25 protein-coding genes are annotated in these 25,110 nt (G+C 64.7%); 21 read left to right on the forward strand and 4 right to left on the reverse strand.

Going from position 1 to position 25,110, the window contains the following annotated elements:
- Nucleotides 1–8: 8 nt before the first annotated feature.
- From Q2T94_RS15940 to Q2T94_RS16030, 19 genes are all read left to right on the forward strand, one after another.
- Complete coding sequence (locus Q2T94_RS15940; protein ID WP_302265665.1) at nucleotides 9–1,295, forward strand: homoserine dehydrogenase; 1,287 nt, start codon at nucleotides 9–11, stop codon at nucleotides 1,293–1,295.
- Nucleotides 1,296–2,396: a threonine synthase gene (thrC, locus tag Q2T94_RS15945; protein WP_302265666.1), complete on the forward strand. Its 1,101-nt coding sequence runs from the start codon at nucleotides 1,296–1,298 to the stop codon at nucleotides 2,394–2,396.
- A gap of 34 nt (nucleotides 2,397–2,430) precedes the next feature.
- Nucleotides 2,431–3,366 (forward strand): homoserine kinase, encoded by a 936-nt coding sequence (thrB, locus tag Q2T94_RS15950; RefSeq protein WP_302265668.1) that lies wholly within the window; start codon nucleotides 2,431–2,433, stop codon nucleotides 3,364–3,366.
- Nucleotides 3,367–3,708: 342 nt separating this feature from the next.
- Nucleotides 3,709–5,946 carry a transcription termination factor Rho gene (gene rho / locus Q2T94_RS15955; RefSeq protein WP_302265669.1) on the forward strand — a complete coding sequence of 746 codons (2,238 nt, stop codon included), beginning with the start codon at nucleotides 3,709–3,711 and terminating at the stop codon, nucleotides 5,944–5,946.
- 129 nt (nucleotides 5,947–6,075) lie between these two features.
- Nucleotides 6,076–7,158: a peptide chain release factor 1 gene (gene prfA / locus Q2T94_RS15960; protein WP_264269262.1), complete on the forward strand. Its 1,083-nt coding sequence runs from the start codon at nucleotides 6,076–6,078 to the stop codon at nucleotides 7,156–7,158.
- 7 nt (nucleotides 7,159–7,165) lie between these two features.
- Nucleotides 7,166–8,035, forward strand: coding sequence for a peptide chain release factor N(5)-glutamine methyltransferase (prmC, locus tag Q2T94_RS15965; protein ID WP_302265671.1), 870 nt, complete (start codon nucleotides 7,166–7,168; stop codon nucleotides 8,033–8,035).
- Nucleotides 8,036–8,056: 21 nt separating this feature from the next.
- On the forward strand, nucleotides 8,057–9,070 hold the full coding sequence (locus tag Q2T94_RS15970) for an L-threonylcarbamoyladenylate synthase (protein ID WP_302265672.1): 1,014 nt from the start codon (nucleotides 8,057–8,059) through the stop codon (nucleotides 9,068–9,070).
- 32 nt (nucleotides 9,071–9,102) lie between these two features.
- Nucleotides 9,103–10,185: an MraY family glycosyltransferase gene (locus Q2T94_RS15975; RefSeq protein ID WP_302265673.1), complete on the forward strand. Its 1,083-nt coding sequence runs from the start codon at nucleotides 9,103–9,105 to the stop codon at nucleotides 10,183–10,185.
- Between the two features lie 236 nt (nucleotides 10,186–10,421).
- On the forward strand, nucleotides 10,422–10,847 hold the full coding sequence (locus tag Q2T94_RS15980) for a hypothetical protein (protein ID WP_302265675.1): 426 nt from the start codon (nucleotides 10,422–10,424) through the stop codon (nucleotides 10,845–10,847).
- Entirely contained in the window at nucleotides 10,834–11,082 is a 249-nt protein-coding gene (locus tag Q2T94_RS15985) for a hypothetical protein (protein WP_302265677.1), read from the forward strand. Before Q2T94_RS15980 ends, Q2T94_RS15985 begins: the two co-directional genes overlap by 14 nt.
- A gap of 78 nt (nucleotides 11,083–11,160) precedes the next feature.
- A complete protein-coding gene (gene atpB, locus Q2T94_RS15990; protein ID WP_264269268.1) occupies nucleotides 11,161–11,967 on the forward strand; it encodes a F0F1 ATP synthase subunit A in 807 nt (268 codons plus the stop codon).
- Nucleotides 11,968–12,061: 94 nt separating this feature from the next.
- Nucleotides 12,062–12,277, forward strand: a complete 216-nt coding sequence (locus Q2T94_RS15995) for an ATP synthase subunit C-like protein (protein ID WP_209681488.1) — start codon at nucleotides 12,062–12,064, stop codon at nucleotides 12,275–12,277.
- A gap of 74 nt (nucleotides 12,278–12,351) precedes the next feature.
- Nucleotides 12,352–12,906 (forward strand): F0F1 ATP synthase subunit B, encoded by a 555-nt coding sequence (locus Q2T94_RS16000; protein ID WP_264269269.1) that lies wholly within the window; start codon nucleotides 12,352–12,354, stop codon nucleotides 12,904–12,906.
- The gene (locus Q2T94_RS16005; protein ID WP_264269270.1) at nucleotides 12,906–13,718 is read left to right on the forward strand and encodes a F0F1 ATP synthase subunit delta; all 813 of its coding nucleotides are present in this window, start codon (nucleotides 12,906–12,908) and stop codon (nucleotides 13,716–13,718) included. The genes Q2T94_RS16000 and Q2T94_RS16005 overlap by 1 nt, the downstream gene beginning before the upstream one ends.
- 122 nt (nucleotides 13,719–13,840) lie before the next feature.
- Entirely contained in the window at nucleotides 13,841–15,478 is a 1,638-nt protein-coding gene (gene atpA, locus Q2T94_RS16010) for a F0F1 ATP synthase subunit alpha (RefSeq protein ID WP_264269271.1), read from the forward strand.
- A gap of 78 nt (nucleotides 15,479–15,556) precedes the next feature.
- Complete coding sequence (locus tag Q2T94_RS16015) at nucleotides 15,557–16,450, forward strand: F0F1 ATP synthase subunit gamma (RefSeq protein ID WP_217389145.1); 894 nt, start codon at nucleotides 15,557–15,559, stop codon at nucleotides 16,448–16,450.
- 59 nt (nucleotides 16,451–16,509) lie between these two features.
- A complete protein-coding gene (gene atpD / locus Q2T94_RS16020) occupies nucleotides 16,510–17,967 on the forward strand; it encodes a F0F1 ATP synthase subunit beta (RefSeq protein WP_264269272.1) in 1,458 nt (485 codons plus the stop codon).
- Nucleotides 17,968–17,969: 2 nt separating this feature from the next.
- Nucleotides 17,970–18,254, forward strand: a complete 285-nt coding sequence (locus Q2T94_RS16025) for a F0F1 ATP synthase subunit epsilon (protein WP_264269273.1) — start codon at nucleotides 17,970–17,972, stop codon at nucleotides 18,252–18,254.
- Nucleotides 18,255–18,261: 7 nt separating this feature from the next.
- Nucleotides 18,262–18,699, forward strand: a complete 438-nt coding sequence (locus tag Q2T94_RS16030; protein WP_264269274.1) for a DUF2550 domain-containing protein — start codon at nucleotides 18,262–18,264, stop codon at nucleotides 18,697–18,699.
- A gap of 148 nt (nucleotides 18,700–18,847) precedes the next feature.
- On the opposite strand, the gene Q2T94_RS16035 is transcribed toward Q2T94_RS16030, so the two are convergent.
- The 3 genes from Q2T94_RS16035 to nucS all read right to left on the reverse strand — a co-directional run bounded on the left by Q2T94_RS16035 (nucleotide 18,848) and on the right by nucS (nucleotide 21,299).
- A complete protein-coding gene (locus Q2T94_RS16035; RefSeq protein ID WP_068735141.1) occupies nucleotides 18,848–19,051 on the reverse strand; it encodes a cold-shock protein in 204 nt (67 codons plus the stop codon).
- Between the two features lie 227 nt (nucleotides 19,052–19,278).
- Nucleotides 19,279–20,502, reverse strand: a complete 1,224-nt coding sequence (gene nagA / locus Q2T94_RS16040; RefSeq protein ID WP_302265688.1) for an N-acetylglucosamine-6-phosphate deacetylase — start codon at nucleotides 20,500–20,502, stop codon at nucleotides 19,279–19,281.
- Nucleotides 20,503–20,603: 101 nt separating this feature from the next.
- A complete protein-coding gene (gene nucS / locus Q2T94_RS16045; RefSeq protein ID WP_264269276.1) occupies nucleotides 20,604–21,299 on the reverse strand; it encodes an endonuclease NucS in 696 nt (231 codons plus the stop codon).
- Nucleotides 21,300–21,404: 105 nt separating this feature from the next.
- On the opposite strand from nucS, the gene Q2T94_RS16050 reads away from it, so the two are divergent.
- Nucleotides 21,405–21,755 carry an Rv1322 family protein gene (locus Q2T94_RS16050; RefSeq protein WP_302265689.1) on the forward strand — a complete coding sequence of 117 codons (351 nt, stop codon included), beginning with the start codon at nucleotides 21,405–21,407 and terminating at the stop codon, nucleotides 21,753–21,755.
- Between the two features lie 54 nt (nucleotides 21,756–21,809).
- On the opposite strand, the gene Q2T94_RS16055 is transcribed toward Q2T94_RS16050, so the two are convergent.
- A complete protein-coding gene (locus tag Q2T94_RS16055; RefSeq protein WP_302265690.1) occupies nucleotides 21,810–23,111 on the reverse strand; it encodes an AI-2E family transporter in 1,302 nt (433 codons plus the stop codon).
- 224 nt (nucleotides 23,112–23,335) lie between these two features.
- Here Q2T94_RS16055 and Q2T94_RS16060 point away from each other — a divergent pair, with 224 nt between their 5' ends.
- On the forward strand, nucleotides 23,336–25,045 hold the full coding sequence (locus Q2T94_RS16060; protein WP_264269279.1) for a hypothetical protein: 1,710 nt from the start codon (nucleotides 23,336–23,338) through the stop codon (nucleotides 25,043–25,045).
- Nucleotides 25,046–25,110: the final 65 nt, after the last annotated feature.

Raw genomic sequence — 25,110 nt, forward strand, 5'->3', positions numbered from 1 at the left:
AAATACACGTGAAAACACTGAAGGTGGCCCTGCTTGGCTGCGGCAACGTCGGGTCCCAGGTGGCACGCATCCTCTTGGACCATTCCGATGTGCTGGCCGACCGCGCCGGCGCCAAGCTTGAACTCGCCGGCATCGCCGTGCGCAGCCTCGAGACCAAGCGCGACGCGGCGATTCCCGCGGAATTGTTGACCACCGACGCACCCGCACTGGTCGACGGCGCCGACATCGTCATCGAGTTGCTGGGCGGCCTGGAACCGGCCGGCGAACTGATCCGCCGGGCGCTGGCCCGCGGTGCCTCGGTCGTCACCGGCAACAAGGCACTGCTCGCTGCCCAAGGCGCCGAACTCAACGCGCTGGCCTTCGAGTCCGGCGCCCAGCTGCGCTACGAGGCAGCCGTCGGCGGGGCCATCCCGATCCTGCGCCCGATCTCCGATTCCCTCTCCGGGGACCGGATCAACAAGATCATGGGCATTGTCAACGGCACCACCAACTTCATCCTCGACGCGATGGACACCACCGGTGCCCAGTTCGACGACGTGCTCGCCGAGGCCCAGGCCCTGGGCTATGCCGAGGCCGACCCGACCGCCGACGTGGCAGGGCACGACGCCGCCGCGAAGGCGGCGATCCTCGCCTCCCTGGCCTTCCACACCGACTTTGCCTACGCCGACGTGCACTGCGAGGGGATCACCAAGATCACCGCCACCGACGTCGCCGCCGCCAAGGAGGCCGGCATGGTCATCAAGCTGCTGGCCATCGCCGAACGCACCCAGGACGGCATCGGCGTGCGCGTGCACCCGACGCTGCTGCGCCGCACCCATCCGCTGGCCGCCGTCCACGGCGCCTTCAACGCGGTCTTCGTCGAGGCGGAAAACGCCGGCGAGCTGATGTTCTACGGCGCCGGCGCAGGCGGGGCACCCACTGCCTCCGCCGTCATGGGCGACACCGTTTCGGTGGCCAGGCGCGTGGTCTCCGGCGGTCCACTGCCGGCCATCGCCGCGCAGCAATCGGTCAAGGCGCTCGCGTTCGACGAGATCTCGACCAGCTACTGGATCGGCCTGCGCGTCTCGGACGAGCCCGGCGTGCTTGCAGCCATCGCCGCGATCTTCGCGGAGAACACCGTCTCCATCGAGGCGCTGCGCCAGTCGATCATCGAAGAAAACCACGGCGGGTCCGCCGAGCTGCGCATCGTGACCCACCGCTCCACCGAGTCCTCGCTGGCCGCCGTCGTGGCCGCCGTCGCCGACTTGGATGCCGTCCAAGAAGTAACCTCTGTCCTGCGAGTTGAAGGAAACTAAGTGGCCCACCAGTGGCGCGGAGTCATCCGCGAATATGCCGAACGCCTGCCCGTCGACGAAAACACCAAGGTCATCACCTTGGGCGAGGGCGGTACACCCCTGGTGTTCGCCCCGGCACTGAGCGAGCTCACGGGCTCCGAGGTGTACCTCAAGGTCGAGGGCATGAACCCGACCGGTTCCTTCAAGGACCGCGGGATGACCATGGCGATGACCGCAGCGGTCGCCGCCGGCGCCAAGGCAGTTGTCTGCGCATCCACCGGCAACACCTCCGCCTCCGCCGCCGCCTACGCCACCCAGGCCGGGCTCAAGTGCGCGGTGCTGGTCCCGGACGGCAAGATCTCCATGGGCAAGCTCTCCCAGGCCATCGCCCACGGCGCCGAGCTGCTGCAGGTCGACGGCAACTTCGACAACTGCCTCGAGGTCGCCCGCAAGCTCAGCGAGAACTACCCGGTGTTCCTGGTGAACTCGGTGAACCCCGCGCGCATCGAGGGCCAGAAGACCGGCGCCTTCGAGGTCGTCGACTACCTGGGCGACGCCCCCGACTACCACGTGCTTCCGGTGGGCAACGCCGGGAACATCACCGCCTACTGGAAGGGCTACAAGGAGTACTCCTCCGAGTACACCACCCAGGCAGGTGACACCCTGGCACCGGTGTCGACCAAGACCCCGATCATGTGGGGCTTCCAGGCCGCCGGCGCCGCACCCATCGTGCTGGGCCACCCGGTCACCGAACCGGACACCATCGCCACGGCCATCCGCATCGGCAACCCCGCGTCCTGGCAGCAGGCCGAAGAGGCCCGCGACGAATCCGGCGGCATCATCGACTCGGTGACGGACGCCGAGATCCTGGCCGCGCACCGCTGGCTGTCCTCCCGCGAGGGCGTCTTCGTGGAGCCGGGCTCCGCGGCCGGCGTTGCGGGCATCATCAAGCACCACGCCGCGGGCAACGTGCCGGCCGGCAAGAAGATCGTCATCACTGTCACCGGCCACGGCCTGAAGGACCCCGACTGGGCCCTGAAGACCGAGGACGGATCGCCGGTCACCCCGACCAAGGTCGAGTTCGATGTCGTCTCGGTGGCTTCGGCCCTCGGCCTGGCCTAGCCCCGGCACCGGATACAAAGGGGACCAACGCCTGATGCCGCAGATCCAAGCCGGACAATCCATCGCCGTGCACGTGCCGGCCACGAGCGCGAACCTGGGGCCCGGCTTCGACGTGCTGGGCCTGGCCCTGTCGGTGTGCGACACCCTGGTGGTGCACACGCAGGCAGAGTCGGGCGTCAGCGTGTCCATCACCGGGGAGGGGGCGGAAACGCTGCCCACCGACGAGACGCACCTGATTGCCAAGACGATCCTGGAGCGCTGGGCGGAACTGGGCTTTGAGCCCTGCGGCCTGCGCATCGAGGCGACGAACAACATCCCGCACGGCCGCGGCATGGGATCCAGCGCCGCGGCCATGGTCAGTGCGCTGGCAGCGGCCAATGCGCTGCTTCCCGCCGACGCGCAGTCGGGCGCCGAGGAAATCTTCCAGGCCGCCTCGCGCTGGGAGGGGCACCCTGACAACGTCGCCCCGGCCGTGTACGGCGGGTTGACGCTGTCCTGGACCACCGATGCCGGATTCGGCACGCTGCAGGGGGTGCTGCATTCGGACATTGTCCCGGTCATTGCCATCCCCGACATCGAGCTGTCCACCGCCGCTGCCCGCGGCCTGCTTCCGGAATCCGTGCCGCACGCCCTTGCAGCGGCCAACGGGGGACGGGTGGGCCTGCTCATCCACGCATTGGCCCACGAGCCGGCAGCGCTGATGGTCGGCACGGAGGACTTCCTGCACCAAGGGTTCCGCGCCCCTGCCATGGAGCAGAGCGCCGGCCTCATCGCGCACCTTCGCTCCGCGGGGCATGCAGCCGTGGTCTCCGGGGCCGGTCCCACGGTGTTGGTCCTGAGCAATGGCCAGGACGGTGCGCAGGCGGCCGCCGCTGCGATTTCCGGTTACGCGGCACGCCACGCCGAAACAACGTGGCGTGTCCGAATTGAGTCAGTACCCCCAACGGGTGTTAGAGTAGAAGTGCTCTAGCACCCGCCTGAAAAGAGTTGTCCGTATTTCGATGGATGACTCGTCGCGTTTCGTGCAGCCATCAATTCCTTCCCCCGCCGCGGCGGGTGGATCTTGGGGAATTCGATCATCACAAACCATTTTCGCTGGGCGAGCAGGCACACCCACACCATCCGATTGAAACCGTCAACCATGTTGGTGACTAGATCCCTTGGTGTGTCTCACGATCGACCGAAGCATCCGCCTCGTTCCACTTGGCGGTGCACGGCCGAACCTTTTCCCGCATCTGACGCGGGAACGGGGCTAGTCAAACGTTGCGGGTCTCTCTGACGGGATCCGCCCGACGAGGGGGAAGGAACCTTCGTGACCGAAACCACCAGCCTTACTGCAGGCGTGGAAGAAAACAACGCATCCAAGGGCGGCGGACTCGCCGGCCTGAAACTCGCACAATTGCAGGTGCTTGCGTCCCAGCTGGGCATCACCGGCGGTTCGCGGATGCGCAAGAACGATCTTGTCACCGCGATCTCAAACCACCAGCGTGGCGGCTCCGTGGCCGACCGCGACGCCAAGGCCAAGGCAGAGCCCAAGGCCGACGCCAAGACCGAGGCCCCCGCCAAGGCGGAGAAGGCACCGGCCAAGTCGGCCGCCAAGGCCCCGGCCCGCGGCGCCGCCAAGGACGCTGCGAAGCAGGCGGAGGCCCCGGCCGCCGCCGAGCCGAAGGCCGATGTCGCACCGGCGGCCGCCGAGGCAAAGGCCGAACAGCCCGCCACCCGCCGCACCCGCAACCGCCGCGCCGATTCCAGCGGAACCGTGGCCCCGGCCGCCGAGGCACCCGCCGCCGAGCCGAAGGCCGACGCCGCCCCGGCCGCAGCCGAGTCGCCGGCGACCGAGGAGCGCGCACCGCGCCGCAACACCCGCAACCGCCGCGCCGAGTCCACCGGCACCACCGAGGCCCCGGCCGAAACGGCACCCGCTGCCGCGGCCGAGCCGGCATCTGCCGATTCCACCGAGTCGACCCAGGACGCCAACGAGTCCCGCAGTGAACGCGGCGACCGCAACGAGCGCAGCGAACGGAACCGCAACCGCCGGGACCGCAACCGCAACCGCCGCGAAAACAACGCCAACACCAACGACTCCGCCGAGTCCACCGAGCCCGCCGAGGCCCAGGAGGACAAGCAGGTCGAGGCCAAGTCCGGCGACTCGCGTGCCAACGACGGCAAGTCGAACGAGCGCAGCGAGGACCGCCGCGAAAGCTCCGAGGAGCGCTCGGCCAACCGCCGCGAGCGCAATCGCGAACGCAATGAGCGCAACCGCGAGCGCAATGCCAACCGCAGTGAGCGCGGGGACCGCCAGGACCGCGGCAATGACCGCAACGACCGCAACGACCGGAACAACCGCCGCGGCCGCAACCGCAACCAGCCGGACGTCGATGACACCGAGTTCAGCGATTCGGACGTGCTGCTGCCGGTAGCCGGCATCCTGGACGTGCTGGACAACTACGCGTTCATCCGCACTTCCGGCTACCTCGCCGGCCCGTCGGACGTCTACGTCACCCTGAACCAGGTCAAGAAGTACAACCTGCGCAAGGGCGATGCCGTGGTCGGCGCCATCCGCGCTCCCCGCGAGAACGAGAACCCCTCCTCGCGAGCCAAGTTCAACGCCCTGGTGAAGCTGACGGCGATCAACGGCAAGACCCCGGAGGAGAATTCCAGCCGCGTTGACTTCTCCAAGCTGGTCCCGCTGTACCCGACCGAGCGCCTGCGCCTGGAGACCGACCAGAAGCTCATCGGCCCCCGCGTCATCGACCTGGTTGCTCCGATCGGCAAGGGCCAGCGCGGCCTGATCGTTTCGCCGCCCAAGGCTGGCAAGACCCTGATCCTGCAGTCCATCGCGAACGCCATCACCATCAACAACCCAGAGGTCCACCTCATGATGGTGTTGGTTGACGAGCGTCCCGAAGAAGTCACCGACATGCAGCGCACCGTCAAGGGCGAGGTCATTGCCTCGACCTTCGACCGCCCGGCCGACGACCACACCACCGTGGCCGAACTCGCCATCGAGCGCGCCAAGCGCCTGGTGGAAATGGGCATGGACGTCGTGGTCCTGCTGGACTCGATGACCCGCCTGGGCCGCGCCTACAATCTGGCGGCCCCGGCCTCGGGCCGCATCCTCTCCGGCGGTGTCGATTCCTCGGCGCTGTACCCGCCCAAGCGCTTCTTCGGTGCTGCCCGCAACATCGAAAACGGCGGCTCGCTGACCATTCTCGCCACCGCGCTGGTGGAGACCGGGTCCAAGATGGACGAGGTCATCTTCGAGGAGTTCAAGGGCACCGGCAACATGGAGCTGCGCCTTTCCCGCCAGCTGGCGGACAAGCGCATCTTCCCGGCCGTCGACGTCAACGCGTCGGGTACCCGCCGCGAGGAGAAGCTGCTGTCCCCGGATGAGGTTCGGATCATGTGGCGACTGCGCCGCGTGCTCTCGGGCCTGGACACCCAGCAGGCTCTGGAGACCCTCACGGGCAAGATCCGCGAGACCTCCTCCAACGCCGAGTTCCTGATGCTCATCAACAAGACCACGCTGGGTTCCAAGAACGACGCCTAGCTGCCCATGCGCCCAGTTTCACCGTGCCCGGACACCCCGGGCTCGGTGAGGCTGGGCGTTGGTCGTTAACACCAGATTCCTTTTCGTTCCCTACACTGGGAACCAGTCGTAGTGAAAGAAGCTGAAAACATGTTTGAGTCCGTACAGGGCCTACTCGATGAGCACGCAGCCCTCCAGGCCCGGCTCTCGGACCCCGCCGTTTACCAAGACCAGGCCCTGGCCCGCAAGCTCGGCCGCCGTTCCGCCGAGCTCAACGGCATTGTCGAGGCGCACCGGCGCTGGAAGCAGGCCACCGAGGACCTCGAGACGGCCCGGGAAATGGCCGACGAGGACCCCGACTTCGCCGCCGAGGTCGAGGAGCTGAACACCAAACTGCCCGTGTTGGAGGAAAAGTTGCGCCGGCTGCTGATCCCGCGCGACCCCAACGACGCGCGCGACGTGATCCTCGAGGTCAAGGGCGGGGAAGGCGGCGACGAGGCTGCCCTCTTCGCAGCCGACCTGCTGCGCATGTACACCCGCTACGCGGAGACCAAGGGCTGGAAGACGGAGCTCATCTCCTTCAACGAGTCGGACCTCGGCGGCTACAAGGACGCGCAGATGGCCATCAAGGGCAAGTCCAACGACCCCGCCGAAGGCGTCTACGCGCACCTGAAGTTCGAGGGCGGGGTGCACCGCGTGCAGCGCGTGCCGCAGACCGAGTCCCAGGGACGGATCCACACCTCGGCCGCCGGCGTGCTGATCCTGCCCGAGGTCGACGAGCCCGAAGAGGTCGACATCCACCCGAACGACCTGAAGGTCGATGTCTACCGCTCCTCGGGCCCCGGCGGCCAGTCGGTGAACACCACCGACTCCGCGGTGCGCCTGACCCACCTGCCCACCGGCATCGTGGTGGCCATGCAGAACGAGAAGTCGCAGATCCAGAACCGCGAGGCAGCCATGCGCGTGCTGCGTTCGCGCCTGCTGGCCCACCAGCAGGCCATCATCGACGCGGAAAACTCCGACATCCGCAAGTCGCAGGTGCGCACCATGGACCGCTCCGAGCGCATCCGCACCTACAACTACCCGGAAAACCGGATCGCCGACCACCGCACCGGCTACAAGGCCTACAACCTTGACCACGTGATGAACGGCGAGCTGGACCCGCTGATCAACTCCTGCATCGAGATGGACGAGCAGCAGCGCCTGGACGCCATCGGCGGGGACAAGGGCTAGGACGCAGGTGAGCGAATCGGGAAGCGGCAGGCCGCTGGCGCAGGTGCTCGGCGATGCAGCGGCAGTCCTCGAATCCGCCGGGGTGCCCTCCCCGCGGGTGGATGCCGAGCTGCTGGCTGCCCACGTGCTTGACGTGGGCCGCGGGCGGCTGGCCTCGATGTCGATGATGGGGGAGAGCTTCACCCCCGCCGCTGCTGCAAGCTTCGAGCAACTGGTGGCCAGGCGCGCCACCCGCGTGCCGCTGCAACACCTCACCGGCGTCGCCCATTTCCGGTACCTGGACCTTTTTGTGGGTCCCGGCGTGTTCGTGCCGCGGCCCGAGACCGAGTCGGTGGTGCAATTGGCCATCGACGCCGCCCGCGGGATGGAGCACCCGCTGATGGTCGACCTTGGCACCGGGTCCGGCGCGATCGCCGGCTCGCTGGCGCATGAAGTGCCCGGGGCACGGGTCCACGCGGTGGAGCTTTCCGACGACGCGTTCCCCTACGCACAGCGCAACCTGGCGCCGCTGGGTGTCAACCTGGTGCAGGGGGACCTGACCCACGCGTTTGCCGAGCTCGACGGGAGCTGCGACGTGGTCGTCTCCAATCCGCCCTACATCCCCGCCAACGCCCTGCCGCGCGAACCCGAGGCCCGGGACCACGACCCGCATATGGCGCTGTACGGGGGAGGGGAGGACGGCATGGTCCTGCCCCGCGCCGCCGAGGCCTCCGCAGCACGGTTGTTGCGCCCCGGGGGCTTCTTCGTCATGGAACACGCCGAGGTCCAGGCCGCTGGCATGGCGGCGATGTTTGCCGCCTCCGGACACTGGGAGCAGGTGGCGACCCACCGTGACCTGACCGGACGAGACCGTGCCACGAGCGGCATCCGCCGCTGAAAACCCACGAAACATGGAAGAATGAATCACGTGACTTCACGTTTTGATGCCCGCGACAGCCAGCAACTGAAGGCTGGTCTCGAGGCCGCACGCGACGCATTGGCCCAAAACCGATGCATCGTGATGCCCACAGACACCGTCTACGGCATTGCCGCCGACGCCTTTTCCGCCCAGGCCGTGGCGACCCTGCTGGCCGCCAAAGGCCGGGGACGGAACATGCCGCCCCCGGTGCTGATCCCCCAGACAGCCACGATGGACGGCCTGGCCATCGACATCCCCGCCTTCGCCCGGGACCTGGCAGCGGAATTCTGGCCCGGCGCGCTGACCCTGATACTTCACGCCCAGCCGTCACTGACCTGGGACCTGGGGGAGACCCGCGGCACCGTGGCCCTGCGGATGCCCGACGACGAGGTGGCCCGCCAACTGCTGCGCAGCACCGGCCCGCTGGCCGTCTCCTCGGCGAACCGCACCGGTCACCCCGCCGCCGCCACCGCCGAGGCCGCCTTCGGTCAGCTCGGCGAGACGGTCGAGGTGTACCTTGAGGCCGGGGCCCGCCCGATCGCCGGTGAAGCCTTGAGCTCCACCATCGTCGACTGCACCCTCACCCCGCCCCGCGTGGTGCGCGCCGGTGCGATCTCCGTTGAGGCGCTGCGCGTGGTGGTTCCCGACCTTCTGGACACCGACGGTCAACCGGACCCGGCCCTGACAGTGGACGCCGCGCCGTCATCCGATGAATCCGGTGCGGGGCTAGAGCAAGCCGAAGCCGATGTGAACGACGCTGCAGCGGAAGCCCTGCCCGCAAGTGATGATTTCTTGTTGCCCGACGCCAACAGCGACAGCGACAGCGCCGAAGCCGAAGCCGAAGCCGAAGCCGAAGCCGACGCCGACGCCGATGCCGACATCGCGTCAGGCCCTGCCACTACGCATTCGGACGCCAAGTCCGGCACGTCGCCGGGGGCCGCTCCCGTTGAAACACAGAATCGCGGCGGCACCGAAAGCGGGGACGCCGCAGGGGAGTCCGCCCGGACACCATGAGAAGCTATTTGCTCCTGATCGGGATCACGTTCATGACCTCGTATCTGCTCACTCCGGTGCTCCGGGTCCTGGGTGTGCGATTCATGCCCCAGCTCCCGGTGCGTGACCGCGACTTCCACCACAAGCCCACCCCCAAGCTGGGTGGGGTTGCCATTGTGGGGGCGCTGTACCTGGGAATCTCGGTGGCCCAGCAGATGTCGTTCTTCTCCGGCATCTTCAGGTCCCCCGAGCCCATCCAGGGAGTGCTGATCGCCTTGGCCATCATCCTGGTCATGGGGGTGCTCGATGACCTGATCGACCTGCGCTGGTGGGCCAAGCTCATCGGACAGGTCGCCGTGGGCCTGGTGATTGTCCAGCACGGGATCCTGCTCAAGGCCCTGCCCGTCGGGTCGCTGCATATCGATTCCCCTGCCCTTCAGGTCTTCGTCACGGTGCTGGTCATCGTGGGCACGATGAACGCGATCAACTTCGTCGACGGGTTGGACGGCCTCGCCGCGGGGATCTCGGCCATCGGGGCGGCAACCTTCTTTGTCTACAGCTACTTGCTGGCCACGCGCGTCAGCGCGGAGGACTACGCCAACTTCTCGGCGCTGCTGTGTGCGGTGCTGCTGGGGGCGACGCTGGGCTTCCTTCCGCACAACTTCCAACCGGCTTCCATCTTCATGGGAGAGACCGGAGTGCTGGCCATCGGGCTGCTTTTTGCGGTGGCCACCCTTGCCGTTACCGGCGACGTGCTGGGGCAGGATGCCTTCCGCTTCCGCAACGTCCCGGCATTTATGCCGGTGATCCTGCCGGTCGCCGTGATCGTGCTGCCGTACCTGGACCTGTTGCTATCCGTCATCAGGCGGACGGCCAAGCGCAAATCACCCTTCAGTGCCGACCGCGGGCACATCCACCACCGCTTGGTGGACCTGGGGCACAGCCCCCGCGCCGTGGTCCTGATCCTCTACCTATGGGCGGCGCTGGTTGCCTCCGGGGTCGTGGTGATTTCGCTGAGCGACAGACGAATCGCAATTCCCCTTTATGTTGCGGCCTTCATTTTCGTGACGTTCGTCACCTGGCTGCCCATGCTCAAGCGGGCGCACGGCAAGCTCGGCTTGCCCGGCGCCAAGTAGGCCCTCCTTTCCCTGTAGCGCCGGGCCCATCGGCGGTTCGGAGCCCCGTTCTATCTCGTGTAGAATTCAAGGTGCCTCTTCACGGAGGAACATACCCCCCATCAAGCCTCCATGTCATGCAGGGCCCATCAGCGGTGCTGCTGCAACAAGGGAACTGGACATACATGATCAAGTCGGGACGCGGTTCCAAACCGAGCGGTGCGCTGGTTGCATCGTCGGCTCCGCGCTCCCCGTGGTTGGGCATCCTGAAGACGTGCGTTTCCTACACCGTTGGTGTCGGCGCCGTTGCGTCCATCGTCGCTTGGCCGATCCTGGGCGCGCAAGCGGCCGGTTCGCTGGCGTTCGGATGCGCCCTGATCGTTGTTTTCTTCGGCATCAGCCTGCTCGTTGCCGATTGGGCAGGACGGCATCGCGCCAGTTGGGCGCTGCCGGCCTTCCTGTTCATGTATTTCATCAAGGTCCTTGGCATGGGTTTCCTGGTGCTTTTTTCCGGACTGCCCGAATGGGTGCTTGCGCCCTACTTCATGTGGGGGGCCATTGGTTCCCTGGTGCTGTGGCAGGTCGGAGAGATTCGCGCCTTTTCCCGGGCGAGGCTTCCCATTTTCAACCAGGACGATCCATCGCCGTCTCCATCCGATGGAGGCGATCATGGAAAACCCTGAGATGGACCCCAGCCAAGCGCCAAGTCAGGCCCCCGTCCGCGAGTACGTCAACTACATTGTTGGCGGGCTGCTCGCGTGGGGTTTGATAGGCTGGGGCCTGGATCTTTTGCTGGACACTCGCTGGATAGTTTTCCTCGGGGCGCTCTTAGGCGCCACCGCCGGATTGTTTCTGGCTCGCCACCATTTGCGGCATCGACGCCGCGAGTTTCCACGCAGCGATGAGATCGACCACTAGAACTTCACACGGTGTGCGGTGCCTTGCGCCGAATCACCGATTTTGCCCCACGACCGAAACTGCAGAGAGGACAGCGCGTTGACCGCGTTTGCGCTTCCGACGGCCACTGAACCCTATGTCCCGCCGTCGATTTCCGACACCCACCTTCCCGAGGTGCTGCCATGGTTAGCCGAGTACGGGACCGGTTTCGGCAAGCAGATGGTCATGATCATCCTCTCGATCATCTTGATCGTGTGGTTCTTCAAGTCGGCCATCAAGAATCCGAAGCTGGTACCAGGCAAGGCACAGTTCCTGGCCGAAAGCGCCTACGGCTTCGTCCGTAACAGCGTGGGCCGCGACATCATTGGCGAGAAGAACTTCGCCCAGTGGGTGCCGATGCTCTTTGCGACCTTCTTCTTCATCCTGCTGAACAACCTCTTCGGAGCAATCCCGTTCCTGCAGCTTCCCTCGTTCTCCCACGCCGGCGCGGCTTACGCCATGGCCATCATCATCTACGGCACCTGGATTGCCGTCGGCGTGAAGAACCACGGCATCCGCTACTTCAAGCTGGCCGTCGTTCCCTCGGGGGTCCCGGGGTGGATCCTGCCGCTGTTGGTGCCGTTGGAAATCATTTCCAACTTCATCGTCCGCCCGCTGACCCACTCCTTGCGTTTGATGGCAACCATGCTCGCCGGCCACATCATCGTGATGCTTGCCGCCACCGGTGCCCAGCACTTGATCATGGTCCAGGAGTCGCTGGCCCTGAACGCCGTTGGCGTGCTGGTCATCGTCGGTTCCGTGGCGATGTACTTCCTCGAACTCCTGATCATGGTCCTGCAGGCATTTGTCTTCACCCTGCTGACCGCCCTCTACATCCAGGGTGCCCTGGATGCAGACGCCCACTAATTCGGGCTCGCACCACACAAACAAAGTTTTCCCCTTCATCAGGGAATGACCTCACAACCTGCCGACAAAGTGTCGGTATCTTGAAAGGAACGAAATGGAACTCCACGGCTCCCTCAACATGATCGGCTACGGCCTGGCTGCAATCGGCTCGGCCATCGGCGTGGGCATGATCTTCGCTGCCTACATCAACGGTGTTGCACGCCAGCCGGAAGCTCAGCGCATCCTGCAGCCCATCGCCATGCTGGGCTTCGCCCTTGCAGAAGCTCTCGCCATCCTGGGCTTGGTCTTCGCCTTCGTCGTCGGCGTCTAGTTCCCCTCGTAGTGGCCCTGCCACTTGCGCAGGTGCCATTCCAATTGGAACTTAAGAGATAAGGAAGAGTGAGAATGATCAGCAACGAATTGATCCTCGCTGCAGGTGAGGGTGCAAACCCTCTGCTTCCGAACCCGTGGGAAATTCTTGTCACTGCCGCAGGCTTCGCTGTCCTGCTGTTCTTGGTGGTCAAGTACATTGCCCCGGCATTCGAGAAGTCCTACCAGGACCGTGTCACGGCCATCGAGGGTGGACTTGAAAAGGCAGAGGCCGCACAGGCCGAAGCCAACGCCACCCTGGAGCAGTACAAGGCACAGCTGCTGGAAGCACGCACCGAAGCCAACCGCATCCGTGAGGAAGCGCGCGAAGAAGGTGCCCTGATTCTTGCGGAACTGAAGACCAAGGCAGCAGAAGAGTCGACTCGCATTACCGAGCAGGCCCACCGCCAGATCGAAGCCGAGCGCACCGCAGCAGTTACCTCGCTGCGTGCCGAGGTCGGAACCCTGGCTACCTCATTGGCCAGCAAGATCGTCGACGACGCTCTTGAGAACGACGAGCGCGCTTCCCGCGTGGTCGATAAGTTCCTGGCAGACCTGGAAAACCAGCAGAACGCAGGTGCATCGAACTAATGGCAGGTGTATCGAGCGAGTCACTGTCCGCGGCGCTGGCGTCGTTGGAAACCAAGCTTGCACACGCGTCCTTGGAATTGTCCGCCGAGCTATTTGGGACGGTTGACGTTCTGGATGGCAATGCAGGCCTGCGTCGCGCACTGACTGATCCGGCTCGCGGGGCCTCGGACAAGGCAGGGCTTGTTGCCCAGCTGTTGCACGGTAAGGTCTCGGCGGAAGCCGAATCCACCGTCGCGTCTCTGGCAACCTCGCGTTGGAGCTCGGCACGAGACATTGGCGATGCACTGGAGACCGTGGCGGCAACTGTCGCCATCGCGGTAGCCGAGCGTCAGGGCGGTTCCGCAGGACTGGAGAGGCTCGAAGAAGACCTCTTCGCGTTCATCCGTGTGGTTGGGTCCAGTCATGATCTGCAGCGTGCCCTCGATGATTCCAAGGCAACGGCCGAAGCCAAGGGCGCCCTGGCGCTCAAGCTGGTGCCGAATGCCTCGGACGCATCTGCACTGCTGATCCGCCAGGCCGTCGCTTCGCCGCGCGGGCTCAAGCCCGTTGCACTTCTGGAGCGCTTCGTGGAATTGGTGGCTAAACGCCAGGACCGCTGGATTGCGCAGGTGAGTGTCACCCGTGATCTCACTGCCGAGCAAACAGCGCGCCTGCAGGCAGGCCTGAACAACCTTTACGGCCGGGACTTGAAGATCAATGTCGAGATCGACCCGGCACTAGTAGGCGGCATCCGCATCAAGGTGGGCGACGAGGTTGTTGACGCAACCGTCGCCACCCGCGTCGCGGAGCTTCGCCGCCAGTTGGCAAGCTAGGCAGCCCCCCACTTCAACACGGGGGGCCTGCCTTGCAGGCCAGTCACCATAGACTGAATCAAATTTCGGTTACCGCAACGATTGACCGCGGTAATCACAACTTAGGAGAGCAGGGACTGCAGATGGCCGAATTGACCATCAACGCCGACGACGTCCGCAATGCCTTGAATGAGTTCGCAGCGTCCTACGAACCGGGCAAAGCAGAGCGCACCGAGGTCGGCCGCGTAACCACGGCAAGTGACGGTATCGCCAAGGTGGAGGGTCTTCCCTCCGTCATGGCAAATGAGCTGCTTCGCTTCGAAGACGGCACCCTGGGCCTGGCCCAGAACCTTGACACCCGCGAGATCGGTGTTGTCGTCCTGGGCGACTTCACCGGCATCGCCGAAGGCCAGCGCGTAGAGCGCACCGGCGAGATCCTTTCGGTTCCGGTTGGCGACGCCTTCCTCGGCCGAGTGGTTGACCCGCTGGGCGAGCCGATCGATGACCTGGGACCGATCGCGTCCTCCGGTCGCCGCGCACTGGAGCTTCAGGCTCCGGGCGTGACGCAGCGCAAGTCGGTTCACGAACCGCTGCAGACCGGCATGAAGGCCATCGACGCGATGATCCCGATCGGCCGTGGCCAGCGTCAGCTGATCATTGGCGACCGCCAGACCGGCAAGACCGCCCTGGCCGTTGACGCGATCATCAACCAGAAGGCCAACTGGGCTTCCGGGGACACCAACAAGCAGGTCCGCTGCATCTACGTGGCAATTGGTCAGAAGGCTTCGACCATTGCCGCAGTGCGCCAGACCCTTGAAACCAATGGTGCGCTGGAATACACCACCATTGTTGCCTCCCCGGCCTCCGACCCGGCCGGCTTCAAGTACCTGGCACCGTACGCCGGCTCGGCCATTGGCCAGCAGTGGATGTACGACGGCAAGCACGTTCTGATCGTCTTTGATGATCTGTCCAAGCAGGCCGAAGCCTACCGCGCCGTATCGCTGTTGCTGCGTCGCCCGCCGGGACGCGAAGCCTACCCGGGCGACGTGTTCTACCTGCACTCCCGCTTGCTTGAGCGTTGTGCAAAGCTCTCCGACGAGCTCGGAGCAGGCTCGATGACCGGTCTGCCGATCATCGAAACCAAGGCAAACGACGTCTCGGCCTTCATTCCGACCAACGTCATTTCCATCACCGACGGCCAGATCTTCCTGCAGTCGGACCTCTTCAACGCCAACCAGCGTCCGGCAGTCGACGTGGGCATCTCGGTGTCCCGCGTTGGTGGCTCGGCGCAGATCAAGGCCATGAAGAAGGTCGCCGGTACGTTGAAGCTCGAGCTGGCACAGTTCCGCGACATGCAGGCATTCGCCATGTTCGCCTCGGACCTCGATGCCGCTTCGAAGCAGCAGCTGACCCGTGGCGCGCGCCTAATGGAACTGCTCAAGCAGGGACAGTACGCACCGTTCCCGGTTGAGGACCAGGTTGTCTCCGTCTGGGCCGGCACCAAGGGCTACCTTGATGACGTCCCGGTTGAAGACGTTCGTCGTTTCGAGACCGAGTTCCTTGCCCACCTGCGCCACCGCACCAACGTGCTCACCGTGATTGCCGAAACCGGCAAGCTCGAGGACGAGACTGTGGAATCGCTCAAGTCGAACATCGCCGACTTCAAGGCCGGCTTCTTCGGTGAAGGCGACGACAAGCTTGTCGCCGCCGGCAACGAAGAATTCGACGCCTTGGCCGAGGGATCCGTCGACCAGGAAAAGATCGTCAAGCAAAAGCGCTGACATCACCTTTGATTAGGGGTTGCCGCACCAGAAGGTGCGGTGCGGCAACCCCTGCAAAGGGATAAGGAAAGGACAAACATGGGAGCCCAGATTCGGGTCTACCGCCAGAAGATTGCATCGACGACGTCGATGGGCAAGATCTTCAAGGCGATGGAACTGATCGCCTCTTCCCGTATTGGCAAGGCACGCGCGCGTGTCTCGGCATCGCTGCCATATGCCAATGCGATTACCCGTGCTGTTACTGCCGTCGCGTCACAGTCCGAGGTTGATCACCCACTGACCACCGAGCCGGAGTCAATCCGTCGCGCGGCAGTCTTGGTCATGACCTCTGACCGCGGACTCGCCGGGTCCTACTCCGCCAGCGTCTTGAAGCAGGCAGAGCACCTCGTTGAACTGCTCCATGAAGAAGGCAAGGACGTCAAGACCTACCTGGTCGGCCGCAAGGCTCAGGCGTACTTCGATTTCCGTGGACGCGAATACGCGAAGGTGTGGACCGGTGGTACCGACGCCCCGGAGTTTACGACCGCACGCGAACTGCGCGAAGCCCTGCTCAAGGACTTCGCCGACGAATTTGAAGTGGGAGGCGTGGACGAGATCCACGTTGTCTTCACCCAGTTCAAGTCGATGGTCGTTCAGGAACCGACGGTCATTCGTTTGCTGCCGCTTGAGGTTGTCGAGGAGGAGTCCGAGACTCCTGCCGATGAGCTGCTGCCGCTCTACGAATACGAGCCGGAGCCGGAGCAGGTGCTTGACGCACTGCTTCCGCGGTACATCGAATCACGCATCTTCAACGCCATGTTGCAGGCGGCGGCTTCCGAGCTCGCAGCCCGCCAGCGCGCGATGAAGTCCGCAGGCGACAACGCCAAGGAACTCATCAAGAAGTACACGCGTCTTCGTAACAACGCCCGCCAGGCCGAGGTTACCCAGGAACTCTCCGAAATCGTTGCCGGCGCTGACGCGCTGAACGGTTAACGGGAACTTCCTACCCACACTTACATCCACGCCATCTACACAAGTGAAGTGAGAGAGAGATGACTGCCCAACTCAACGAGCAGGGTAACGCTGCCTCGACCGGTGCAATCGGTCGTATCGCACGCGTTATCGGCCCGGTTGTCGACGTTGAATTCCCCGCCGACTCCCTGCCTGCTATTTACAATGCTCTTTCCGCTGAGATTACCCTCAACGGCAAGACCACCACCATCACCTTCGAAACCAGCCAGCACCTCGGTGACTCCATGGTTCGTGCTATCGCCCTGCAGGCCACCGACGGACTCGTCCGCGGTACCTCGGTGGTTGACTCCGGCTCCCCGATCTCCGTGCCTGTTGGCGACGTTGTCAAGGGACACATCTTCAACGTGCTGGGCGAGCCCCTCGACGTTGCGGCTTCGGAACTCGAGATCACCGAGCGCTGGCCGATTCACCGCAAGGCCCCGTCCTTCGCGAGCCTCGAAGGCTCGACCGAAATGCTGGAGACCGGCATCAAGTCGATCGACCTTCTCACCCCGTACATCAAGGGTGGAAAGATCGGCCTCTTCGGCGGCGCCGGCGTTGGCAAGACCGTGCTGATCCAGGAAATGATCACCCGTGTTGCACGTAACTTCGGTGGTACCTCGGTATTCGCCGGTGTTGGCGAGCGCACCCGTGAAGGCAACGACCTCTGGGTCGAAATGGAAGAAGCCAACGTCTTAAAGGACACCGCCTTGGTGTTCGGCCAGATGGATGAGCCGCCAGGAACGCGTCTTCGCGTGGCGCTTTCGGCACTGACCATGGCGGAGTACTTCCGCGATGTGCAGAAGCAGGACGTGTTGCTCTTCATTGACAACATCTTCCGCTTCACCCAGGCCGGTTCCGAGGTGTCGACCCTGTTGGGCCGCATGCCTTCGGCCGTGGGTTACCAGCCGAACCTTGCCGATGAAATGGGTCTCCTCCAGGAGCGCATCACCTCGACCAAGGGTCACTCGATCACCTCGATGCAGGCCGTTTACGTGCCTGCCGATGACTACACGGACCCGGCCCCGGCCGCGACCTTCGCCCACTTGGACGCGACCACGGAACTTTCCCGTGAAATCGCTTCCCGTGGTCTGTACCCGGCCATCGATCCGCTGACCTCCACGTCGCGAATCCTTGACCCGCAGTACGTTGGTCACGACCACTACAACACCGCGGTTCGCGTCAAGCAGATCCTCCAGAAGAACAAGGAACTGCAGGACATCATCGCCATCCTCGGCATCGATGAACTCGGTGAAGAAGACAAGATTGTTGTGTCGCGTGCTCGTCGCATCCAGCAGTTCCTCTCCCAGAACACCTACACTGCCAAGCAGTTCACCGGTGTCGAGGGTTCGACGGTTGCCATCAAGGACACCATCGAGGGCTTCAACGCGATCTGCAACGGCGACGTCGACCACATCGCCGAGCAGGCATTCTTCAACATCGGCGGCATGGACGACGTTGAGCGCCAGTGGGCCGACATCCAGAAGTCGACTCGCTAATCATGGCCGAACTCCAAGTCGAAATCGTTGCTGCCGACCACTTCGTGTGGTCCGGTGCGGCGAAACTGGTCAAGGGACGCACCAGCAATGGCGAGATCGGGATCCTTCCCGGCCACGTGCCGATGCTGGCCGTCCTCGCTGCCGGTGATCTGGAAATCGTTCCGGTTTCCGGTTCACGGTTCTCGGTCCAGGTTGATGGCGGGTTCTTCTCCGTTGATACCGACCGTGTGGTGATCGTAGCGGACAACGCCGTCATGGCCGACTCCGTCCCGGCGGGAACTCGATAGTCCTGCCTTGAACGAACTCGGCATTCCTGTGCTCATCGTGTTGGCAGCCCTGCTGCTTGTGGTGATGTTCTTGGGTGCCATGGGAGTGCGCCGCATTCAGTTGCGGCGCACTCTTGGCACATTCGACGCTTCCATCTCCACGTCCTCCGGGAAGTGGATGATGGCGATTGCGCGTTATGGCCCTGGTGAGCTTGAGTTCCTCAAGCTCTTTTCGGTCTCCCCGATCCCTGTGCATCGATTCCTGCGGACGTCCATCCGGCTCAAGGGCTGGCGGCGTCCCGCAGAAGAGGAAAAGCACTTGGTGCAGCCCGGCAGCGTCATCGTGATGATGAGCTATGAAGGCCGAGAAGTCCTGATCGCCATGGATTACCAGACCTACAACGGCCTTTCGGCCTGGTTGGAAGCCGGCCCCGTTGCCGGCGTCGGCACCTGGCGGCAAGACTGATCAAGCAAGACAAAAAGCATGGGGCGGGATGATTGAATCATCCCGCCCCATGCTTTTTGCATCTTCTTAGGTTTACGCCCGTCCGGATCCGTGCCGCATTGCGGTCGATTGCCTGACTGGTGAAAAGTTCAAAGAATTTGTGAAGTCCTTAGAGACCGACAACGCCGGTGGCCTGCGGACCCTTGGCACCCTGGCCAACTTCGAATTCCACGCGCTGGTTTTCTTCCAGCGTACGGAAGCCGTTGGTCTGGATTTCCGAGTAGTGCACGAACACGTCGGCCTCGGCGCCATCAGGAGTGATGAAGCCGAATCCCTTTTCGGCGTTAAACCACTTCACGGTTCCCTGAGCCATGTATTTCTCCTCATTTAGTGCGAAAATCTGGCCGTTGCACTGTGCGACGACCATTGGTGGTACTCAAGTGAGAAGATCACTGGCGTGGGTATGACCCCGCCGCAGTTACTTCACACCCGCAGCACTGCTTTGGCGGGTATGACTAACCAACACAAAGACTGAGTCAAGCATCACACAAACGTGTGACTTGGGTCAATACCTCTGGGTCCGCTTGCTCAACGGAAACTTCACAATAGGTTTTTGCCGTTCCGCACGACCTGCTGCAGCGCGAGGCCGGCATCCAGAACCAGCATGTCAGCCACGAATCCCTGGTGCAGCCGGCCGGCTTCGTCGATCAGGCCCAGGATGCTCGCCGGAACCCTGGTGGCGGAGATGACGGCGTCTTGCAGGTCCACGCCTGCCGCTACCGCAGAGCGCACCACCTCGAGCATGCTGGCTGTGCCTCCCGCCAGCGAACCGTCCGAGGCCAGTCGGGCCTGCCCGTTGGCAACGGTGACCGTGGACGGGCCCAGCGTATAGCTGCCGTCTTCCAGGCCGGTCGCTGCCATCGAGTCGGTAACCAGTGCGATGGATTCGGCACCGACCAGCTTGAACATGGTCCGCACCATCACCGGATCCAGGTGGACGCCATCGGCCACCAGCTCAACGATGATCTTTCCGCGGGCCGCGAGCTCCAGGCAGGTGGCGACGGCGCCGGGTGCGCGGTGGTGCATCGGTGCCATGCCGTTGAACATGTGCGTGACGGTGGGCCGCTCCGTGAAGCCGTCGACACCGGCACTGGAAAGTTCCTCGCGGGCAACCGCAAGGGAGGCAGAGGTCGTGTCGGCGTCGGCGTCGGTGTGCCCCAGGGACGGCACCACCCCCTGGGACACCAGTTGCTCGAGCAGGGCATCGGATCCCGGGCGTTCCGGGGCATAGGTCATGGTGCGCAGCTGGCCGGCCGCTGCGTCGATGAGCTCGTCGACGAACTCGGGATCCGGGTCGATGAGGTGTTCCGGGTCCTGTGCCCCGCAGCGCGCAGCGGAAAGGAACGGGCCCTCGGCATGGATCCCGGCGATGTCGCCGCGTTGGGCAAACTCCGCGAGCACGGCGGCAGCCGCCAACATGTCCGCACGCGGGGCAGTGACCAGCGAGGCCAGGAATGTGGTGGTGCCGGAGCGGTGGAGGTACTCGATAGCGGTGGCGATCGACTCGGGGTCACCCGAGGGAAAGTCGCCGCCGCCGGCGCCGTGGCAGTGTAGGTCGATCAGGCCCGGGATGATGATCGTGCCTTCCGGGCTCTGGCGCAGCTCGAAAGTGTCCGATTCGTCGAAAAACGTAAACTCGTGCTCATCGCCGGCGAAGGCGATGCGGTCGCCCTCCACCGCAACAACGCCCCGGGGGATGTCCCTTCCGGGGGTGATGAGTCGTCCGGTCAGCGCATAGCGTTCAGGTGAGTCGGTGGCAGTCATGGACCCAGTCTAGGGCCGGGCGCGGCGGCGAATCACGTATCCGCGCCGCAAAAGTTCCATCGTCCCCGGCGCGGTGTCGCAGCGCGGGGAAAGCGGGGGGCCTAGAAGAGGCGCGCGGCCACGTCGTCGACGCCGCGCATCGCGTCGTAGTCAAGGATCAGGCAGTCAATGCCGCGATCGGTCGCCAGGGTGCGGGCCTGCGGCTTGATCTGCTGGGCGGCATAGACCCCGCGCACCGGCTTGAGCAGCGGGTCGCGGTTCAGCAGGTCCAGGTAGCGGGTGAGCTGCTCGACGCCGTCGATGTCGCCGCGGCGCTTGAGCTCGATGGCCACGGTGGCGCCGTCGGCGTCCCGGGCCAGGATGTCGACCGGGCCGATGGCGGTCATGTACTCGCGGCGGATCAGCGTGAAGCCGGCACCAAGGGTCTCGATCTGGTCGGCGAGCAGGCGCTGGAGGTCCGACTCGACGCCGTCCTTGATCAGCCCGGGATCGATGCCGAGGTTGTGCTCGGTGTCGTGGATGATCTCCTTGATGTGCACCACCAAGCGGTCGTCGGACTTTTGGTGGGCAACGTGCCAGAGCTCGACGTCGCCCTCGGCGGCCTGTTCCTCGTCGGGGGCCACGATCCGCATCACCGCGGGCGGGCTCATCCAGTTCAGCGGCTTGTAGCTGCCGCCGTCGGAATGGACCAGCACCGAGCCGTCGGCCTTGACCATCAGCAGGCGGGTCGCCAGGGGGAGATGGGCACGCAAACGGCCCTCGTAATCAACTGAACACTTGGCAATCACTAAACGCACAACAGGCACTCTACCGGGTTTCGGGCAGGTGCCGTGGCCGGAGCGACACCGCCCGGGGGTGCGTCCCGGGCCGGATGGGCGGAGCATCTGGGGCAGAATTGGATCATGGCCCGCTCCAACCGACCCTCTCGCTCCTCCGCCCCCAAGCCCCGCTCCGGCCGGGTCAACAAGTGGACGCGACCCGACGACGGATCGGACGAGCAGTGGCTGGAGAAGGCCCGCTACGGGGTACAGCGCCTGCAGGACGCGCCCGATGGCCAGTGGCACGTGCGCCGGATTTCCTCGGTCGGCGCGGCCAAGACCTACAAGTGCCCCGGATGCGGGCAGTTCATCAAGCCCGGGACCGAGCACCTGGTTGCGTGGCGTGCTGACCATTGGTCGGGCGATGACGCCTCGGCCGCGGCACGGAGGCACTGGCACCCGAAGTGCTGGGAATCACGCTCCTACCGGTACTGATCGGGTGGGCGGCGACGGAATCAATGCCGCCTGCACCCAGGGACGTCGGGCCGGTTAGCGGTTGTCCTGCCGCACGATGAAGACCTCGCGCAGGATCAACATGACTGCCGCTGCGACAGGAATGGCCATCAGCGCGCCGATGACGCCGAGCAGGGAGCCGCCGGCGATCACCGAGATCACTGCAACCGCGCCAGGGACCGAGACAGCTTTCTGCATCACCCTTGGCGAGACGAAGTAGGCCTCGATCTGCAGGTACCCGAAGTAGCAGACAGCGTAGATGGCGGCGGTCTGCCATCCCAGGGTCAGCGCCACCAGCGAGACCAGGATGCCGGCGATCACGGCGCCCACCAGCGGGATGAAGGCCAGCATGGCCACCAGCAGTGTCAGCAACGCGGCGAAGGGGACGCCCAGGATGCTCATCAGCACCAACGCGATTGTCGCATTGAGCACTGCCACGAACGCCTGGCCCATGACGTAGTTGCCGACCGAATGGGTAATGGTGTTGCCCAGTTCCTCCACGCGCACCCTGCGCGAATGCGGGGCCAGCCGGTAGGCAAAGGACTTCATAGCCGGCAGCGAGGCCAGGAAGTAGATGGCCAGCACCAGTACGATCAGCACTCCGAACATGCCCTGGGCAATCACGGTGCCCACCCCCAGCACGCCGCCGAAGATCCCGCCCACGGCCCCGGTGTCGGAGAAGAACTTCCCGATTTCCTGGCTGATCCGGTCCGAGAGCTGGTACTGCGCATCGAGGGTGACAAAGAATTCGGATTTGAGGAAGTCGTCGACGATCCGCGGTGCACGTTCGATGAACTGGGCCGTCTGCTCGGTGAGCGTCGGGATGATGGCGCCGATGAATCCCGCAACACCGCCAAGCAGTGCCAGCATCGTGATCAAGACGCCGATGGCGCGCGAGAGCCCGTGGGCGACCAGGAAGCGCACCATCGGGTCCAGGCCCAGCGCGATGAACAGGGCGATGGCGATCCAGATGACCAGCGATCCCACGTTGGTCAGCAGGAAGAAGCCTAGCAACGCCAGGCCCACGCCCACGGTGAAGAGGAAGCCGAAGGCAATCGGGTTGGACTGGGGTGAAATGTCGGCATCCGGGTACCCGTCGCCGGGCTCCCGGTGCGGCTCCGGGGGGAACCCGAAGTTCGCCGGCGGCTTGATCCGCGCATCGAGCGTCTGCTGGGCGGTGCCCAACGCCCGGCGCCACCACTTTCGCGGCTGCGTCGGCCGTTTCCCGGGGTAATTCGGCGTCGCGGCTTCCTGTCCCTCGGCATCGGCCCGGGGCGCGGCTTCATGGCTCCCGGTGCCTTCCGGCGTAGCTGCTTCGTCTCCGTCTTGAGTAGTCACAACCCCGAGCTTAATGCCCCCGGGACCCGCTTGGCGGCATTGGGGGACAGGAGTCGCACGCGGTAACTAGTGGGCAAGACCTCAACCGCCAACGGCGTGGTGCTACCCACATTCCGGAACCCTGATGCGCTAGAACTCGTTAGACTTGTGAGCGTGTCATCCTGATAAATGATGTGGTGGCACCCGAGGCCGAATCTCGACCCCCTCATCCGTTAGGTGTAATTGTGCGAAAGATCTTTTCAGCGATCGCTATCATTCTTGGGCTGGCAGCCCTGGTGGTGGGGATTGGCCAGCGAACCATATGGGCTCCGCCCGAGACGCTGACCGCTTCCCTTGCCCAGGTCCCCGCAGCCGCCCCGGTCACACTCATCGAAGCCGGGGCCGGAACCGTGGGCGGTCATCCCACGGAGATCACCATCAACGCCGAGGGCAAGTTCACCGCTTCGCTGGTGCGTTCCGCCGATGCGCAGGCGTGGGTCGGCAAGGCCGCCCACACCACCATCACCGGCATCAACGCCGAAGAGACGGTCCTCGAGTCGACCTCGGAAACCGGCGAGGCGGAAGTGCCCAACCCGGCTGACGCCGACCTCTTCCAGGCAACCGAAAATGCCGACAAGACCATGACGTATCGCTGGACCAACCCCGACGAGGGATCCTGGACGCTGCTTTTGGCCGCCGACGGCAAGGCCGCGGCACCCACCGACATCACCGCGACCTGGCCCGGCGACACCGCCACCCCGTTCTCGATGCCGCTGATCATTGCCGGCTCGCTGCTCGTGATTGCCGGCATCGCCCTGGCGGCTGTCCGCACCGCCCCGCGCGGAGGATCCGGTGGCGGACGCCGTGCGGCCGGCCACCCCGACGCCCCGAAGACCGACACCCTGACCACGACTCCCGCTCCCAAGGGCGACCAGAACACCGTGGCCAAGATCGTGGCGACCGCCTCCGTGCTGGCATTGGTGCTGGTTCCCTCCACACCGGCCCTGGCGGCAGGCACCTCGCCGAGCCCCGCCGAAAGCTCGACCGAAGATGCCGAGAAGGTCTACCCGGTCGTGCTGCAGAAGCAGCTCGAGCGCATCCTCGGGGAGGCATCCTCCTCCGTGGCCAAGGCCGACAAGTCCAAGAACGCCAAGGACCTGGATGAGCGCACCACCGGTGCACTGAAGACCCTGCGCGGCCAGAACTACGAGCTGCGCAACGACGACGTCAAGCTGGACGCCCCGCAGGCCATCGACACCAGCGTGATCCGCTCGGCCGCCGTACCCACCGACGACGGTGCGCACTTCCCGCGCTCCATCATGGTTGTCACCGCGAAGGACTCCGAGGCCTCCACGATTCCCACCGCCCTCACGCTGACCCAGTCGGGGCCGCGCGAGAACTACAAGGTCGCCTTCGCCACGCCGATGCTGCCCGGTTCAACGTTCCCCGGAATCGCGGTGGGCGACCAGTCGGTGAAGATGCTCAAGGACGATGCCAAGGACCTGGCCATGACCCCGAAGGTAGCTCTTGAGCGCCTGGCCGGACTCATGGACAACGAGAAGTCCAAGGACGCAGACAAGTTCGCCAAGAACGCGTTCCTGACCCTGAACGCCAAGGACCAGAACGCCTTGGTCAAGGCCAACAAGGACGCGACGATCTCCTTCAAGCGCAACGTGAACACCAAGGACACCGTTGTGCTGGCCACCCCGGACGGCGGAGCATTGGTCTCGGGCAACTTCACCGCCACGACCACTGCCAAGCCCAAGGAAGACGGCGGAATGATCGGCCTGGATGCCACGACGTCCAAGATCGTCGGCGCCAAGGACACCAAGAAGGGCATCGAGATCACCTACGGCGAACCGACGCTCATCTACATTCCTGCTGCAGGCTCCAAGGACAAGGTCTCCGTGGTTGCCGCAGAGGTCATCACCAAGGGAGCAAAGCTGCTGAAGTAGCATCCCTGCCCCCGAAGGGGGAACCGGGAACCGAGCGGTTCCCGCACTTGAAGGCGTGGTGCCTC

It is taken from the genome of Paeniglutamicibacter sulfureus (assembly GCF_030512175.1).
Classification (GTDB): Bacteria; Actinomycetota; Actinomycetes; order Actinomycetales; family Micrococcaceae; genus Paeniglutamicibacter; species Paeniglutamicibacter sulfureus.

Bases quoted from the DNA above. Each gene is read 5' to 3' on its own strand.
- thrB (WP_302265668.1), top strand. From the start codon at position 2,431: ATGCCGCAGATCCAAGCCGGACAATCCATCGCCGTGCACGTGCCGGCC.
- prfA (WP_264269262.1), top strand. From the start codon at position 6,076: ATGTTTGAGTCCGTACAGGGCCTACTCGATGAGCACGCAGCCCTCCAG.
- Q2T94_RS15970 (WP_302265672.1), top strand. From the start codon at position 8,057: ATGAATCACGTGACTTCACGTTTTGATGCCCGCGACAGCCAGCAACTG.
- Q2T94_RS15975 (WP_302265673.1), top strand. From the start codon at position 9,103: ATGACCTCGTATCTGCTCACTCCGGTGCTCCGGGTCCTGGGTGTGCGA.
- Q2T94_RS15985 (WP_302265677.1), top strand. From the start codon at position 10,834: ATGGAAAACCCTGAGATGGACCCCAGCCAAGCGCCAAGTCAGGCCCCC.
- Q2T94_RS15995 (WP_209681488.1), top strand. From the start codon at position 12,062: ATGGAACTCCACGGCTCCCTCAACATGATCGGCTACGGCCTGGCTGCA.
- Q2T94_RS16000 (WP_264269269.1), top strand. From the start codon at position 12,352: ATGATCAGCAACGAATTGATCCTCGCTGCAGGTGAGGGTGCAAACCCT.
- Q2T94_RS16005 (WP_264269270.1), top strand. From the start codon at position 12,906: ATGGCAGGTGTATCGAGCGAGTCACTGTCCGCGGCGCTGGCGTCGTTG.
- atpA (WP_264269271.1), top strand. From the start codon at position 13,841: ATGGCCGAATTGACCATCAACGCCGACGACGTCCGCAATGCCTTGAAT.
- Q2T94_RS16015 (WP_217389145.1), top strand. From the start codon at position 15,557: ATGGGAGCCCAGATTCGGGTCTACCGCCAGAAGATTGCATCGACGACG.
- atpD (WP_264269272.1), top strand. From the start codon at position 16,510: ATGACTGCCCAACTCAACGAGCAGGGTAACGCTGCCTCGACCGGTGCA.
- Q2T94_RS16025 (WP_264269273.1), top strand. From the start codon at position 17,970: ATGGCCGAACTCCAAGTCGAAATCGTTGCTGCCGACCACTTCGTGTGG.
- Q2T94_RS16035 (WP_068735141.1), bottom strand. From the start codon at position 19,051: ATGGCTCAGGGAACCGTGAAGTGGTTTAACGCCGAAAAGGGATTCGGC.
- nagA (WP_302265688.1), bottom strand. From the start codon at position 20,502: ATGACTGCCACCGACTCACCTGAACGCTATGCGCTGACCGGACGACTC.
- Q2T94_RS16050 (WP_302265689.1), top strand. From the start codon at position 21,405: ATGGCCCGCTCCAACCGACCCTCTCGCTCCTCCGCCCCCAAGCCCCGC.